This window comes from Microbacterium jepli (assembly GCF_047237905.1).
In the GTDB taxonomy this organism is placed as follows: Bacteria; Actinomycetota; Actinomycetes; order Actinomycetales; family Microbacteriaceae; genus Microbacterium.
Genome location: NZ_JBDFLW010000005.1, coordinates 1,050,496 through 1,065,973, shown reverse-complemented (window position 1 = coordinate 1,065,973; position 15,478 = coordinate 1,050,496). Strand labels below are relative to the sequence as shown.

The window sequence follows — 15,478 nt, the reverse complement described above, 5'->3', positions numbered from 1 at the left end:
CCCTTCGCATTCCCCGCCGCCCACCCGGGCCTTCATCGCCGAGACTGCATCCGGTCGGCGAGTCCGAGGGGAAACCCCTACGTCTGGACGTCCCGTTGCAGTCTCGCGGTCAGCGAACGGGCGGGCGGGCGCGCGGGCGGGCGGGGTCAGGCGAAGGAGAAGATGACCTCGACCTCGACGGGGCTGTCGAGCGGCAGCACCGGAACCCCGACGGCCGAGCGGGCGTGGTGGCCCTCGTCGCCGAAGACCTCGCCGAGGAGGTCGCTCGCGCCGTTGATGACTCCGGGCTGTCCACTGAACTCGGGGACGGATGCCACGAAGCCGGTGACCTTCACCACGCCGGTCAGCCGGTCGACGTCTCCGACGGCCGCTGCTGCGGCGGCGATCGCGTTCAACGCACACAGGCGGGCGTAGTCGCGGGCGTCGGACGGATCCACCAGACGACGGCCGTCGCCGACTTTCCCCGTCGCGGGGAGCGCACCGGACACGAGCGGCAGCTGCCCCGCGGTGAAGACGAGGTCGCCGTGCGCCTTCGCGGGCACGTACGAGCCGGCTGGTGTGGCGACGGCCGGCAGCTCGATGCCGAGTTCGGCGAGACGGTCGGAATTGGTCATCGTTCGATCCTCGCTGTCGGTCGGTTCACTGACCGTCGAATTGACGCGCGGCCTGAGCCGCAGCATCCAGTCCGGCGTTCTGTCGGGTGTCGTCTCCGCCGACGGGGCGCTTGAGGTAGGCGACGAGCCCGCCCTCGGGTCCCTGGACCACCTGGACCAGCTCCCATCCCTGCTTGCCCCAGTTGTTGAGGATGGCGGCGGTGTTGTGGATGAGAAGGGGCGTGGTGAGGTACTCCCACGTCGTCATCTGGACTCCTCGGCGTGGCGGGCGGTCGACGGAAAGGGCGGCTGATCTGGGAAGACGGAGGCGCACACCAGCGTCAGGCCGCGTGCTCTCAAGGCTTCCCCCAGCTAACTCCCTTACGATCAGCCTATGCCTGATACCAAACGGACGGCCACCGGTGTGCTCGGCGGGATCGCCGGCCTCGTCGGCCTCAGCACGGTCGCCGGAGTGCTCATCGCGGCCACGGTGACCCCCGCGATCGCCGTGTCGGGCGCGGCTGCGTCGAGCGCCATCACGATGTTCGACAACCTGCCCAGCATCCTCGACATCGAGGACCTTCAGCTGCCGACGACGTTCTGGTACACCGACCCCGATGGCAACCAGCAGGTCCTCGCGCAGTTCTACGACCAGAACCGCTCCCCCGTCGGCTTCGACGGGGTCGCGCCGGTGATGTACGACTCGATCCTCTCCAGCGAAGACCCGCGCTATTACCAGCACGGCGGCATCGACCTCATCGGAACGTCGCGCGCCCTGCTGCAGAACGCCCGTGGCGGCGGAGAGACCCAGGGCGGATCCTCGATCAGCCAGCAGTATGTGAAGAACATCCTCGTGCAGAACTGCGAGTCCAATGCGCAGGCCACGGAGACCCTCACCCGCGACCAGGTGCTCGCCAACTGCTTCACCGACGCGACCAACGCCACCGGCGCTGAGGGAATCCAGCGCAAGCTGCAGGAGATGCGCTACGCCATCGCCCTCGAGCAGAAGTACTCGAAGACCGAGATTCTGCTCGGTTACCTGAACATCGCCAACTTCGGCGGCACCACCTACGGCATCGACGCCGCGGCACGCCACTACTTCGGCGTCGCCGCCAAGGACCTCAGCCTCTCCCAGGCCGCGATCCTCGCCGGTATCGTGCAGAACCCGAACACCTACCGCATCGACAAGCCGGGCGGCTCGATCTCCGGCAACGACGGCACCCTGTACAACAAGGCACCGGACGGATCCATCGACGACGTCGATCCGCAGTCGATCACCGGTCTGACCGCACTGCTGAACGACGGCACAATCACGCAGGAGCAGTACGTCGCAGCAGCCGACGGCTACAGCGCGACCAAGAGCCGTCAGCTCTACGTGCTCAGTCGCCTGCTCAACGACGGCAAGATCACGCGCGACGCCTACGTCGCCGCGGCGATCGAGCCGATCACCCCGAACATTCAGCCCGCCAACACGGGCTGCATCACTGCGCAGGGGTCCGCCTACTTCTGCCAGTACGTGAAGTCGATCATCAAGACGGATCCCGCCTTCGGCGAGACGCAGGAAGACCGCGACAAGGCACTCCAGCGCGGGGGTCTGAACGTATATACGACGATCGACATGCGCGTGCAATGGCCCGCCGAGCAGATCATGAAGGACAACGCCCCGTCCTCGGTCGAGGGCATGAAGTTCGGCGCGACGTCGGTGAGCCTGGAGGCCTCGACGGGTCGCATCCTGTCGATCACGCAGAACACCGCGTTCAATGAGACCGCCGCGGCCGAGACCGATCCGAACCTCACGTCGATCGTCTACGCCGGCACGCTGAAGAACGGCAACTCGCGAGGCTTCGGCGCGGGGTCGACGTTCAAGATCTTCACGCTCGTCGACTGGCTGGAGAAGGGCCACTCCCTCAACGAGCGCGTCGACGGCCGGTATCGCGTCATCGACAAGATTCCGAACAGCTGCACCGGCGACTGGATCAACTACACCGATGAGAAGGTCCTGAACTTCGACAAGGCGCCCGGCTACTACGGCACGCCCATGCAGTTCACCCGCGACTCGCTCAACTCGGGCTACCTCGCCATGGCCTCGGAGCTCGACCTCTGCGACATCGGCAAGGTGGCCAACAAGATGGGCGTCACCAACGCCGATGGAACCGACCTCAACATGGGCGTCGCGACCTCGGTGATCGGCATCCAGTACGTCTCGCCCATGGCGATGGCCGGCGCCTACGCGACCGTGGCCAACAACGGCATCTACTGCCAGCCGAAGGCCATCGACCGCATCGTCGACAAGGACGGCAACGAGAAGCAGCTCCCGGCGACGACGTGCACCCAGGTGATCGATCCGAAGGTGGCGGCGGCCGCGGCATCCGCGCTTCAGGGCGTCATGCAGCGAGGCGGCACGGGAAGCCAGGCGAACCCCGGTGACGGGACGCCGCTGCTGGGCAAGACCGGTACGCACGAGCAGTGGAACACCTGGATGATCGAGTCGAGCAACAAGGTCGCGACGGCGACATGGGTCGGCAATTCCGAGGGCACCGCCGACATCTTCTCGAAGTACTACAACGGGACGAAGCTCTCGCAGCTCCGCTTCGGCATCGCCGAAGGCGTGCAGAGCGTCGTCGACTCGATCTACGGCGGCGACGACTTCCCGCAGGTCGACTCGAGCTACACCCGCCAGCGCTTCGACGACCTGCCGAACGTGATCGGTCAGTCGATCGACCAGGCGACCTCGACGCTGCGCAACGCCGGCTTCGACGTCACCGTGGGCGACGCGATCGACTCGGCGGAGCCGGAGGGCACCATCGCCGCGCAGGATCCGGGTGCCGGACGCGTGGTGGCGGGCTCGAACGTCACGATCAGCCCCAGCAACGGGCAGGGCGCGACGGTGCCGGGCGTGTCCGGAGAGCTTCAGAAGGCCATCAGCGATCTGCGCTCGGCGGGCTTCGGCAACGTCCAACCCGGCACGTGCACCGTCGACCCGAACACCGACGGCAACAAGAAGATCGCCACGGGCACCAACCCGGCCAGCGGCACGGCGGTCAGCAAGAACGCCGCGATCACGGTCAACTACTCCGCGAAGACCTGTCCGTGACCCGGCGCGGTCGAGGACGCGGGCCCCGACCCGTCCGCTCCCTGGTGACCGCCACGGCGGCGCTGGGAGCGGCGGGCGCGGCCGCGGGCATCTGGGGAATCGGTATCGAGCGGTACCTCTTCACCACCCGCGTGCACACGCTGCACGTGCTGCCCCGCGGGGCGCGACCGCTCCGCGTGTTGCACCTCTCCGATGCCCACATGGCTCCGTGGCAGCACCGCAAACAGCGCTGGATCGCCGGACTCGCCGCCTACCGTCCCGACCTCGTCATCAACACCGGCGACAACCTCGGGCACCGCGACGGGCTGGCGGGCATCCGTGCCGCGTTCGAGCCGTTCCGAGGCGTACCCGGCTTCTTCGTCCACGGGTCGAACGACACGGCCGCGCCCGCGCCGCGCAACCCGTTCCTCTACTTCACCGGACCGTCGGGAGCCGTCCACAAGCCGGAGCCGCTCGACACGCCGGCACTCGATTCCTACCTCAGCGACGAGCTCGGGTGGACGGACCTCAACAACGCCGCCGGCACCGTCCCCGTCGGTGACCTCTCGGTCGCGGGCTTCGGCGTCAACGACGCCCACCGCGACTGGGACGATCTCGACGCCCTCCCCGCCCTGGTCGACGCACAGCCGGACGCGGACCTCCACCTCGGCGTGACGCACGCGCCCTACCGGCGCGTGCTCGACTCCTTCACCGACCTCGGCGCGGACGTGCTCTTCGGCGGACACACGCACGGCGGGCAGGTGCGCATCCCCGGCTACGGCGCCATCGTCGCGAACTGCGACATCCCGCTGGACCAGGCGCGCGGTCTCAGCGAGTGGACGCACGACGGTCGCACGGTGCCGCTCAACGTGAGCGCCGGCCTCGGTCACTCGATCTACGCTCCGGTGCGCTTCGCCTGCCGACCGGAGGCGTCGGTCATCACCCTGCTCCCCCGCCGATGAGGTCTCGGATGCGGCGCCGGTTCGGCGCACGCTCTCCGATCGGGTAGACTCGGAGGGTTGCCACGGGGTGTGGCGCAGCTTGGTAGCGCGCGTCGTTCGGGACGACGAGGCCGCAGGTTCAAATCCTGTCACCCCGACAGCACAGAGGCTCCACCCGGCACATCCGGGTGGAGCCTTTTCCACAGGAGCCTCGACTCGACGAACGGGAACATCGTGCCGGACACCGCCTCACTGCCCTCGTACGATCCGTCCGCCGGCGGCGTTCCTCCGAAGCTCGTCGCCTTCGACCTCGACGACACCCTCGCCCCGTCGAAGACCGCCATCAACCCCCGCATCGGCGCGCAGCTCATCGCGCTGGCCGAATTCGTCGAGGTCGCGATCATCTCCGGCGGCCAGATCGTGCAGTTCCGCACGCAGGTGATCGACCGGCTGCCGGATGCCGCGGCATCCGTCCTCGCGCACGTGCACCTGATGCCCACCTGCGGCACGCAGTACTACCGTCACGACGGCACCTCGTTCGACGTGGTCTACGCCAACGTCCTGGAGGAGGACGAGAAGGCTCAGGCCCTCGCCGCCGTCGAGGAGGAGGCCCGCCGCCTCGGTCTCTGGGAGGCGGAGCCGTGGGGCGACATCCTCGAGGACCGCGGCTCGCAGATCACCTTCTCGGCGCTGGGACAGAACGCCCCGCTGGAGGCGAAGACCGCCTGGGACCCGACGGGTGAGAAGAAGTCCGCGCTGCGCGAGGCCGTCGCCGCCCGCCTCCCGGGGCTGGAGGTGCGCTCGGGCGGATCGACGTCCGTTGACATCACCCACCAGGGCATCGACAAGGCCTACGGCATGGAGAAGCTCGCCGCCGCCACCGGGGTCGCGCTCGACGAGATGCTCTTCGTCGGCGACCGTCTCGACGTCGACGGCAACGACTATCCCGTGCTCGCGATGGGGGTCACCTGCCACGCGGTGCACGGGTGGGAGCAGACCGCCGACTTCCTCGACGCGCTGCTCCCGACCCTTCCCCCGCGGGGCTGACCCCCGTCAGACGGTGCTCTCCCGCGCGCCGTCGCGCGGACGCGGCACCATCCGCACGAGCTGCGTGACGTGGCGCGGCTCGAGCTCTTCGAGCGACGCGACACCGAGCAGAGTCATCGTGCGCTCGATCTCGCTGCGGAGGATCTCGATCGTGCGGTCGACGCCCTGGCGCCCGCCGGCCATGAGGCCGTAGAGGTAGGCGCGGCCGATCAGGGTGAACTTCGCGCCGAGGGCGATCGACGCGACGATGTCGGCGCCGTTCATGATGCCCGTGTCGACCATCACGGTGGCGTCGGAGCCCACCTCGCGCACCACCTCGGGCAGGAGGTGGAACGGGATCGGGGCGCGGTCCAGCTGCCTCCCGCCGTGGTTGGACAGGACGATGCCGTCCACGCCCTCGTCGACGAGGCGTGCCGCGTCGATGACGTTCTGCACGCCCTTGACGACGATCTTGCCCGGCCACAGCGAGCGGATGACACTCAGGTCGTCGTAGCTGATGGTCGGGTCCATGGCGGCGTTGAGTAGCTCCCCCACCGTTCCGCCCGTGGTGGACAGGGAGGCGAACTCGAGCTTCGGCGTGGTGAGGAAGTCGTACCACCACCAGGGACGCGGGATGGCGTTGACGATCGTGCCGACGGTCAGCTGCGGCGGGATCGAGAAGCCGTTGCGCTTGTCACGCAGCCGCGCGCCGGCGATCGGGGTGTCGACGGTGAACTGCAGGGTGTCGAAGCCCGCCTTCGCGGCACGCTCGACCAGACCGTAGGAGATGTCGCGGTCGCGCATGACGTACAGCTGGAACCAGTTGCGGCCGTTCGGGTTGGCTCGCTTGACGTCCTCGATCGAGGTGGTGCCGAGCGTCGACAGCGTGAAGGGGATGCCGGCGGCGGCGGCCGCGCCGGCGCCCGCGCTCTCACCCTCGGTCTGCATGAGCCGGGTGAAGCCGGTCGGCGCGATGCCGAACGGCAGCGCGCTGGGTCCGCCCAGGATCTGCGTCGAGGTGTCGACCACCGCCGCCGGGCGCAGGATGTCGGGGTGGAACTCGACGTCTTCGAACGCCTGGCGGGCGCGGGTGATCGAGAGCTCTCCCTCGGCGGCGCCGTCGGTGTAGTCGAACGCGGCCTTCGGCGTGCGCCGCTTGGCGATCGCGCGCAGGTCGCTGATCGTGAGGGCGGCGTCGAGCCGGCGCTTGCGCGCGTCGAGTTCGGGCTTTTTGAACTGCATGAGCTCGAGGAGCTCGGTGACCTTGGGCAGCTGTCGGGTGACCATCGTCGGGCCTTTCGTGGATCGGGTCGGCGTGCGCCGGGAAGGTGAGGTCGGGCGGTTCTGTGAGAGCCGGAGAGGTGGGGTCGGCGTGAGCCGGAGAGGTGAGGTCGGCGTCAGCCGGAGGCGTGCGTTCCGGCGGAGCCGCCCAGGGCGGCCCCGGCGTAGTAGCCGCTGATGTGCTCCTCGACGAGCGTGCGGGCCCGCTCGGGATCCCCCGCGTCGATGGCGTCGAGGATCCCGCGGTGCTCCTGGCGCAGGCGGGTGGCCGCGGCATCCCAATCGGGGATCCGGGCCGCTCCCGCCTGCACGTACGACTCGATCGAGGTGCGGAGCCCCGCCATCATCGCGGCGATGACGACGTTTCCCGACGCCTCGGCCAGCGCGAGATGCAGCTGCGCGTCGAGCACGAGGAACTCCGCGGACGTCAGAGCCGCGGCATCCATCGCGTCCGCGGCGGCGCGCGCGGTCTCGATGGAACGCTCGGGATCGGCCGCCAGCGTGGAGACCACGGCGGCCTCGAGCACCAACCTGGTGCGCACGACGTCGTCGAGCGGGAAGCCGTGCGCGGCCACCTGGAGCCGAAGGAGCGCGGCCATGCCCCCGCGAGGTGTGGCGACGATGATCGCGCCCGACGTCGGGCCCGATCCCGTCCCGGTGCGGATGAGTCCCATGACCTCCAGCACGCGGAGTGCTTCGCGAACGCTCGACCGTCCGACACTGAGTGTCGCGGCCAGCTCGCGCTCCGGTGGAAGGCGATCACCGGGAGACAGGACGCCTTCGAGCAGCTGCGTCTCGATGCGCTCCAGCACCGCGCGCCAGGCGCGGGCCGTCGTCGGCGCGGCGTCATCGATCGCGGTCACGGTGCCTCCTTGCTCGCCCGTCGTGGTCTGACCACAGTAGCTTGTGGTCAGACCACAGGCAAGCGCAGGTTCGGAGGAGCGTCAGCTCGCCAGTCGGCCGCCGGACTCGCGGAGATAGCACTCACCGCACAGCGACTCGTAGGTCACCTCGGCGCCGTCGATGGCCACCTGATCGCCGTCGAAGACGAAGTGCCCGTCGACGAGCCGACCGTTGAACAGGGCCTTCCGGCCGCAGCGGCAGATCGTCTTGAGCTCCTCGAGCGCGTGGGCGACGTCCATGAGCCGTCGAGAACCGGGGAACGCCTCGGTGCGGAAGTCGGTGCGGATGCCGTAGGCGAGCACGGGGATGTCATCGAGGACGGCGACGCGGAAGAGGTCGTCGACCTGCGAGGCGGTGAGGAACTGCGCCTCGTCGACGAGGAGGCACGAGACCTCGGCGGGGCCGGTGCTGAGTCCGGCGAGCTCGTCGTGGGTGTAGCGGACGCGGGCCTGGTGCTCGGCGAAGAGACCGCGCGCATCGTCGTCGGCGTCGATCAGGAAGTCGACCGGACGGGTCATCCCGAGACGGCTCGAGATCTGCCCCGCGCCCTTGGTGTCGATGCGCGGCTTGGCCAGGAGGACTCGCTGGCCGCGCTCCTCGTAGTTGTGCGCGGCCTGGAGCAGGGCGGTCGATTTGCCCGAGTTCATCGCTCCGTAGCGGAAGTACAGTTTGGCCACCCGCCGAGTCTACGGAACAGGATGCTGCGCTCCGCCGTCGCGGGTCAGTCGTCGTCGGAGGCGGCCTGCGCGCGCAGCGCGGCGTCGTCGAGGATGGGCAGGTCGGCGCGGGTGATGACCTGCGAGGTGACCGCATACTCCACAAGGCGCGCGCGACGGTTGGTGGCCAGCTTCCCCGCACCGCCGCGGAGCCCCTGGACGCCCATGCGGTCGAGCTTGTCGCAGACGTTGTCGAGCTTGCGATTGAACTTGCTCATGGTCCAGCCGAGCCGCTTCGCGGCGTCGCTGGAGGAGGGGAGCTCGTTCATGCTCACGCCCTCCCGGCGCAGCATCGGCTCGGCGAGGGCGACCATGAGCTGCCGCTGCAGGGGGGTGAAGCTCACCGGCATGACGGTGGTCTCGCCGCTCATCGACTCCTGCACCTGACGGGAGACCTCGTACGGTGCCTGCTCGGTGTGCAGGCTGAGCTCGTAGGTCACCGGGCCGGCGGTGAAGACGATCACGCTGCGCTCGAAGACGAGGGGCATGCGCGCGCCCGGCGACAGCCAGGACTGCACGGCGCCGCCGGCGCTGGAGATCGTCGCTGCGAGCCGCACTCCGACGTTGGAGATCCACCACAGGCCGTCGCGGTGCTGCAGCTCGAGGAAGTGCCGGTGCAGGTACGGGTTGTCGTCGACCTCCAGATCGCCCTCGCGTCCGATGACGAACGGCCTGTCGGCGGGGAGGTCGTGCCACTCCCCCGCGAACTCGAGGCGCAGCGGCGCGACGCCGTCCGCCTCGTCTCCGTCGACGCGTCCGGTCTCCGTCGCAGCATTCACATCAGTCACGTCGTGCCCCCGCGGATCATCCTGCCACGGGGCGCCGCGCTCGGACGGCGGACGTCGCCGTCAGGCGAGGTTCGGACGAAGCTCGTCGCTCTGCTCGTCCGAGGTGGCGTCAGAGGCGGTAGGCGCCGGACTCGAAGTCCGCGAGGTTGCGCTCGGTGTAGGCGATCGTCGAGTCGAAATACGCGCTGAAGGAGTCGAAGTCGTCGATGATCCCGGACGGGTCCAGGGAGAGCACCTGACTCGCCACGCGCCCGTCGACGACGGGCATCGCGGCGAACAGCGGCATGTCGAGGTCGACGGCGATGGGCAGCAGCGTCGCAGCGGTGTAGCCCTCAGCGCGCGCCTGGGGCGGAGCGGACTCCATCCAGGCGGTGAAGGCATCCCGGTGCTCGCCGCCGGCGAGCTGTTCGATGCTGAGGAGGTCCTGCGTTTCGAAGAACGCCGGCCAGCCGTCGGCGGCGGCGAGGAACGACCGGTGGCCGGCGTCGAGGGTCACTCCGGTGCGCTCTTCGAAGAGGGTGAGCCGGTCCGGATCCGCTGCGACCGCGGGCAGCGTGTACGGGAAGATCTTGTCGACGTCGAGGCGGGCGATGCGCTCCTTGATGCGGACGAGTTCCACGATCTTGGAAGGCCAGTCGGTCATCGTTCCCTCACAATGAAGATCGTCGGATCGTGCCCCACCGGGTAACGGTTGACCTGCCCGGCGAGGCTGGAATTCACGTTCTGAGTGTAATCACCCCAGCCGGGCGGCTTGCCGTGACCGACCCAGGTGGAATCGGGGATGTGCGCCACGACGCCCTGGTACGGCGTCCCGGCCTGGGTGGCGCGAAGGCGTTCCAGGCGCGCCTCGCGCCGGGCCTCGCGGGAGATCTCTCCGGCCGTGCTGACGCGACCGGATCCGGAGAGCGAGCCGTCGGCCAGGTACTGGTTGCTCCGGTTGACGTAGTCGTGGAACTGGGCGACCTCGGCGGGCGTCGCACCCTCCGGCACGTAGAACTCCACCGGACCGTCTCCGTGCGGGTTGGGCAGTTGCGGGCCGTGCGGGGTCCCGTGGGGGAGGTCGGGTTTGTCGGTGAAGGTGTCTTGGGCGCGGACCTGGCGGACGACGTCATCGAGGTGCGTGTTGACGTTGTCGGTGACCTGATGGAGCCTGTCCTTGCTGTGCGCCATGCCCTTCAGCACGGCATCCTTCAGCTCCCGGATCACCGACTTGATCGCCGACATCAGGAATCCCCACCGAAATCCAGAGCCGAGAACTCCGCATAGAAGGTCGACGTCACAGCCTGGATGTCCGAACCGTGCAGCTTCAACGTCGCCTGCGCCTCCTCCAACGCCGCAAGATCCGCGTAGAACTCATCCGAATCCCCCGCCGTCGCCTCCACCACCGGCGCATCGAGGATCGCATCCACCACCGCCGGCAGCTGCTCCGCCATCGGCTCGATCGCCATCGGCAGCAGCTGATTCAGCAGCTGCTCCACCGCGATGTCCACCGCCGCGTTCAACAGCTTCTTCTTGATCAGCAGCATCGGCCCCGCACCCAACGCCGAGATCGGATTCGTCAGCATCGCCACCAACGCGATCATCGTCGAGGTCACATCGACGATCACCTTGATCTTCAACGCCAGGATCGCCTCCGCCCCGACATCCATCGCCACCGCCGCAGGAGGCATGATGTCGATCAGCTTCTGCAGATTCTGCGACCGGTTCGCATTCCACGCCCCCAACGTCGCCGGCCCCGTCTGCCCGCGCATCGCCGCCGACACATCCCCGTTCATCCGGGAATCGACCGCCTGGATCGCCGCCTCCAGATCCGTCCCCAGATTGCGCACCAGCACCGCACCCTTGCGGACCTCATCCTCATCGATATCCGGCCACTCGAAACCCAGCTTCTCCATCACCCAGACAAGCTCATTCGGCAACATCATCCCCACAACAGCACCTCCACACCCACGACCCTAGAAGGCGGGACCGTGGGCGGCCATGGGTAGCCCTTCCCACGACGGGACAGGGTGCGAGACGATCGGCGTCTGCTCCACGAGTGCGGCGGGACCCGTCTTCCCCCTTAGACGATGCTCGCGGCCGCGAACGGATCGTGCTCCGTCACCCCATGAGGCGATCGATCTCGGCCTTCTGCGTCGTCGTGGTGGTGACCGTGCGCGGATCCACCGGCGCGAAGGTGTCGACCACGCTCTCGCCGTCACCGCCGCCGACACGGTACGCACTCAGCCCGCCGCCCTGATCGCGAGCCATACCACTGGGCCAGACATCCGCTTGCGCACCGGCGACCCCGATCCGCCATCCGAGGGGTTCGAGCTCCTCACGGATGCGCCACAGGGCCTCGAAAGCGTCGTCGGCGCTCGCCTCCATCGTTCCGAAAGCGGGCGAGGTGACCGTCACCGCCCACAATCCCCGGGAGTAGCTCCACGCCACAGTGGCGTCGGACACCTCCCCGTCGCGCGCGACCTGTATCGCCTGAGGGCTGTGGATCATGCTCGGGGCACATCCTGGGGACGGATGACGGCGGACACCGCAGCGCCGGGGTTGATCGCGATCCTGACGTCCTCGGGAAGAGTCGGGACGAGCTCACCACCGACGACCGCACGATAGTCCCCGGCCCCTGTGGCCGACACCTTCTCCTCGTCCGTGTACGCGTAGACCAGGCGTCCCGCATCCTGCGCCGGAGCAAGGAAGAGCGCCTGATCCGGCCCGGAGAAGACGAAGACCACTTCATGCGCGAACGCCTCCCAGAGCTGCGTCTCGGAAAGATAGCCCGACAGCACCAGCTGCAGAACGCGTTCGAGTGCCGAGCGGGGCTCGTCCCACCCGCGCGCCTGCGGCGTGGGGAGGTGGCGCGCGTTCGGCGTGAACTCGTCCGTCAGACGACCGTTCTCATCAGATCGCCATGCGCCGACGATGCCCTCCGGCGGCACCTCCGCCTGACCGGCGAAGCCCGGGTCGACGGCATAGATCCATGCACCCGGGTTGGCGCGAGCCTCTGCCCTGAGCGCCTCGGTCACGGGCGGCGTCGTCGACGCGGTCATATCCGTCCCTTCCTCCGGAGAGGTCATCGAGAACCACCGTAGTTCGGATTCGGGATCCAGCCCCCCAGATCGCCGCCGGGCAGGACCGGGTGAGCGCCGACGACGTTCTGCGCGGGGATGCCTCCCTGGAACGCGACCTCCGACTCCGGGTTGGGGGTGTGCGGGGCGTACGGCCCGTGGGGCATCGTCGCGTCGACATCGATTCCGCCGGGAGCATCGACGCTGTACCGATACGCGGAGCCCCAGCGCCGGTAGAGGTTCTCGTCCCTGGTCGTGCTGACGAAGTTGGACGGACCGTTCGTCCGCACGAACCCTTCGAGATCGTTGTTCGACGGGTCCCGAACCTGGAAGCCCTCCTCGAAGATGGCCGATGGCGGGCGGTTGTCGGAGCGGTAGAGCATCTCGGTCGATGTGCGGTCGACGCGGTTCGTGCTGTTGCCTGTGAGTGCCGGCGCGTCGGTGAAGGTGTCTTGGGCGCGGACCTGGCGGACGACGTCATCGAGGTGCGTGTTGACGTTGTCGGTGACCTGATGGAGCCTGTCCTTGCTGTGCGCCATGCCCTTCAGCACGGCATCCTTCAGCTCCCGGATCACCGACTTGATCGCCGACATCAGGAATCCCCACCGAAATCCAGAGCCGAGAACTCCGCATAGAAGGTCGACGTCACAGCCTGGATGTCCGAACCGTGCAGCTTCAACGTCGCCTGCGCCTCCTCCAACGCCGCAAGATCCGCGTAGAACTCATCCGAATCCCCCGCCGTCGCCTCCACCACCGGCGCATCGAGGATCGCATCCACCACCGCCGGCAGCTGCTCCGCCATCGGCTCGATCGCCATCGGCAGCAGCTGATTCAGCAGCTGCTCCACCGCGATGTCCACCGCCGCGTTCAACAGCTTCTTCTTGATCAGCAGCATCGGCCCCGCACCCAACGCCGAGATCGGATTCGTCAGCATCGCCACCAACGCGATCATCGTCGAGGTCACATCGACGATCACCTTGATCTTCAACGCCAGGATCGCCTCCGCCCCGACATCCATCGCCACCGCCGCAGGAGGCATGATGTCGATCAGCTTCTGCAGATTCTGCGACCGGTTCGCATTCCACGCCCCCAACGTCGCCGGCCCCGTCTGCCCGCGCATCGCCGCCGACACATCCCCGTTCATCCGGGAATCGACCGCCTGGATCGCCGCCTCCAGATCCGTCCCCAGATTGCGCACCAGCACCGCACCCTTGCGGACCTCATCCTCATCGATATCCGGCCACTCGAAACCCAGCTTCTCCATCACCCAGACAAGCTCATTCGGCAACATCATCCCCACAACAGCACCTCCACACCCACGACCCTAGAAGTCCCGCCGGCACCCCTGCGATGGGGAGCACTCCCCACCGCCGGACGCGATCGCCGCTGTCGGCGCATCACGGCACGACCGCCCACTGGGCCACGTCCCACGTGAGCGGGGCGGCGGCGCCGTCGCGCGGCGTCACCCCGGTGACCGCGGTGTCGGTCACCGTGATGACCGGGTTCACGGCGATCGGCAGCGCCACGGCCGCCCGGACGATCGAGGCCTCGATCTGCGCGCGCACGTCACGCGCGGCGTAGACGTCGGTGGTCTCGGCGAGCTGGGCGATGAGCGCGTCGCGCTCAGCGTCCGTGACCCCCACCAGCGGAGAGGACCCGCCCGTGCCCCACTGAGCGGCGACGTCGCCGGCGGTCTGCGGGATCGGCACCCGCGTGATCACCGCGTCCCACCCGTTCTGGCCGAGCGCGGAGTCGACGTCGTCCGTACCGCAGTCGACCGCGCTCCAGCCGGCCTCCTGCGCCGCGTCGCGGAGTCCGGCGAAGGCGCCGGACGCGAACTCGCTGCGGCGGTCGAAGAGCACGCACACGGGTGTCCCGGCGGCGACGCCCGCCGCCGTGCGCTCGCCCGCGGCGTCGTCGGCCCCGGTGAGGGCGGCGTCGAAGCCGGAGTCCTCCGTCGCGATGTCGTAGGCGCGTGTACCGGGGGCGGTGAGCATCGACGAGGAGCTGGTGTAGCTCGACGCCCAGTCGCCGCCGCCGCGTTCGATCAGCTGCCGCGCCGGGACGGCCCGCAGGAACGCCGCGCGCGCCGCGGGAGTGGCGAAGAGCCCGGCCGGGCGGAGGAGCAGCGCCCACACCGTGCCGTCGTGGGTGGTCGCGATCGGGATGTCCCGTCGCTCCAGGGCGTCTATCGGGGCGGCGTTCGCGGCGAGCGGCGCGACCTGCGCGACATCGAGGCGATCACCGATCTCCGCGATCGGATCCGGCCCCGCGGGCACGAGTCGGATGGTCGCCACCTTCGGCGCCACGGGTCCGCGATACGACGCGTTGGGCACGAGGGTCACACTCTGCCCCTCTGCGTCGCGCTGCACCGAGTCGACCCGGAAAGGCCCGCTCGACAGCAGCAGGTCGCTCGCCGGCTCACCCTCCTCCGGCACGGCGAAGGCGTCATTCCAGACGTCGACCAGCGGAGCGATCGCCGTGGCATCCCGATTCCGGATCGCTGTCAGAAGCGCCTGCTTGGCCTCCATCGGATCGTCCTGACCGAAGGCACGCTGGGCCACCACGTGCGCCGGGACCGCGACGTCGATGCGCTGCTGCCAATCCGAGATCGGCTGCGGATAGGTCACGTCGATGGACCGGGCGAACTCGTCGACGACGGGAACCAGGACATCCGCCGCCTCCGTCGATCCTGTGCCCGCGGCATCCTGATTCAGAAGTCCGGATGCTGCGGCCCACGCCAGCAGCAGATCGGCGGCGTCGAGCGGGATGCCGTCCGACCAGGTCGGCTCGGCGAGGTCGTAGCGGACGGTGAACGGGCTCTCGCTGACGATCGTGACGGTGCCGAAGGAGGGATCGGGCACGTAGTCCCCGGACACGACGCGTCCGAAGCCGCCGCGCGTGGCGGCGGCGACATCGATGTTGCCGGACGTCGGATCCGCGGCCGCGTTGGTCGAGGTCAGCTCACCACTCCACCCCGCCGTCACCGTGGTGCCGGGCACGACCGTCTCGGGAAGCCCCGGCGCGCAGGCAGCCAGCCCCAGCACGAGGACGGCGCTCAGAAGCGCGGCCGCGAGACGGCGGGGAGCGTTCATCGG

17 protein-coding genes and 1 tRNA gene are annotated in these 15,478 nt (G+C 68.8%); 4 read left to right on the top strand and 14 right to left on the bottom strand.

Annotation, left to right across the window (positions count from 1 at the left end; genetic code table 11):
* Positions 1-146: 146 nt before the first annotated feature.
* Positions 147-614 (bottom strand): RidA family protein, encoded by a 468-nt coding sequence (locus tag ABC304_RS09215; protein WP_412930309.1) that lies wholly within the window; start codon positions 612-614, stop codon positions 147-149.
* A 25-nt stretch (positions 615-639) separates the two neighbouring features.
* Positions 640-861: a Sp36 family protein gene (gene sp36 / locus ABC304_RS09210; protein ID WP_127096208.1), complete on the bottom strand. Its 222-nt coding sequence runs from the start codon at positions 859-861 to the stop codon at positions 640-642.
* A gap of 126 nt (positions 862-987) precedes the next feature.
* On the opposite strand from sp36, the gene ABC304_RS09205 reads away from it, so the two are divergent.
* The 4 genes from ABC304_RS09205 to ABC304_RS09190 all read left to right on the top strand — a co-directional run bounded on the left by ABC304_RS09205 (position 988) and on the right by ABC304_RS09190 (position 5,654).
* Positions 988-3,687, top strand: a complete 2,700-nt coding sequence (locus ABC304_RS09205; protein WP_412930308.1) for a transglycosylase domain-containing protein — start codon at positions 988-990, stop codon at positions 3,685-3,687.
* Between the two features lie 44 nt (positions 3,688-3,731).
* Positions 3,732-4,628: a metallophosphoesterase gene (locus tag ABC304_RS09200; RefSeq protein ID WP_412930307.1), complete on the top strand. Its 897-nt coding sequence runs from the start codon at positions 3,732-3,734 to the stop codon at positions 4,626-4,628.
* A gap of 63 nt (positions 4,629-4,691) precedes the next feature.
* Positions 4,692-4,765, top strand: a tRNA-Pro gene (locus tag ABC304_RS09195).
* 76 nt (positions 4,766-4,841) lie between these two features.
* Positions 4,842-5,654: an HAD-IIB family hydrolase gene (locus tag ABC304_RS09190; RefSeq protein WP_412930306.1), complete on the top strand. Its 813-nt coding sequence runs from the start codon at positions 4,842-4,844 to the stop codon at positions 5,652-5,654.
* A 6-nt stretch (positions 5,655-5,660) separates the two neighbouring features.
* Here ABC304_RS09190 and ABC304_RS09185 read toward each other — a convergent pair whose 3' ends face one another.
* The 12 genes from ABC304_RS09185 to ABC304_RS09130 form a co-directional block, all read right to left on the bottom strand.
* Positions 5,661-6,920, bottom strand: a complete 1,260-nt coding sequence (locus ABC304_RS09185; protein ID WP_412930305.1) for an alpha-hydroxy acid oxidase — start codon at positions 6,918-6,920, stop codon at positions 5,661-5,663.
* 110 nt (positions 6,921-7,030) lie between these two features.
* Positions 7,031-7,777: a FadR/GntR family transcriptional regulator gene (locus ABC304_RS09180; protein ID WP_412930304.1), complete on the bottom strand. Its 747-nt coding sequence runs from the start codon at positions 7,775-7,777 to the stop codon at positions 7,031-7,033.
* Between the two features lie 81 nt (positions 7,778-7,858).
* Complete coding sequence (locus tag ABC304_RS09175; protein ID WP_412930303.1) at positions 7,859-8,494, bottom strand: thymidine kinase; 636 nt, start codon at positions 8,492-8,494, stop codon at positions 7,859-7,861.
* A 44-nt stretch (positions 8,495-8,538) separates the two neighbouring features.
* Complete coding sequence (locus tag ABC304_RS09170; RefSeq protein WP_412932888.1) at positions 8,539-9,312, bottom strand: FHA domain-containing protein; 774 nt, start codon at positions 9,310-9,312, stop codon at positions 8,539-8,541.
* A gap of 118 nt (positions 9,313-9,430) precedes the next feature.
* On the bottom strand, positions 9,431-9,964 hold the full coding sequence (locus tag ABC304_RS09165; protein ID WP_412930302.1) for an SMI1/KNR4 family protein: 534 nt from the start codon (positions 9,962-9,964) through the stop codon (positions 9,431-9,433).
* Positions 9,961-10,545, bottom strand: coding sequence for a hypothetical protein (locus ABC304_RS09160; protein WP_412930301.1), 585 nt, complete (start codon positions 10,543-10,545; stop codon positions 9,961-9,963). Before ABC304_RS09160 ends, ABC304_RS09165 begins: the two co-directional genes overlap by 4 nt.
* Positions 10,545-11,216 carry a WXG100-like domain-containing protein gene (locus ABC304_RS09155; RefSeq protein ID WP_412932886.1) on the bottom strand — a complete coding sequence of 224 codons (672 nt, stop codon included), beginning with the start codon at positions 11,214-11,216 and terminating at the stop codon, positions 10,545-10,547. The genes ABC304_RS09160 and ABC304_RS09155 overlap by 1 nt, the downstream gene beginning before the upstream one ends.
* 205 nt (positions 11,217-11,421) lie before the next feature.
* On the bottom strand, positions 11,422-11,811 hold the full coding sequence (locus tag ABC304_RS09150) for a hypothetical protein (RefSeq protein WP_412930300.1): 390 nt from the start codon (positions 11,809-11,811) through the stop codon (positions 11,422-11,424).
* A complete protein-coding gene (locus ABC304_RS09145) occupies positions 11,808-12,389 on the bottom strand; it encodes a type VII secretion system-associated protein (RefSeq protein WP_412930299.1) in 582 nt (193 codons plus the stop codon). The genes ABC304_RS09150 and ABC304_RS09145 overlap by 4 nt, the downstream gene beginning before the upstream one ends.
* Entirely contained in the window at positions 12,386-12,973 is a 588-nt protein-coding gene (locus tag ABC304_RS09140; protein ID WP_412930297.1) for a scabin-related ADP-ribosyltransferase, read from the bottom strand. Before ABC304_RS09140 ends, ABC304_RS09145 begins: the two co-directional genes overlap by 4 nt.
* On the bottom strand, positions 12,973-13,644 hold the full coding sequence (locus ABC304_RS09135; RefSeq protein ID WP_412932886.1) for a WXG100-like domain-containing protein: 672 nt from the start codon (positions 13,642-13,644) through the stop codon (positions 12,973-12,975). The genes ABC304_RS09140 and ABC304_RS09135 overlap by 1 nt, the downstream gene beginning before the upstream one ends.
* 133 nt (positions 13,645-13,777) lie before the next feature.
* Complete coding sequence (locus tag ABC304_RS09130; RefSeq protein ID WP_412930296.1) at positions 13,778-15,475, bottom strand: ABC transporter substrate-binding protein; 1,698 nt, start codon at positions 15,473-15,475, stop codon at positions 13,778-13,780.
* Positions 15,476-15,478: the final 3 nt, after the last annotated feature.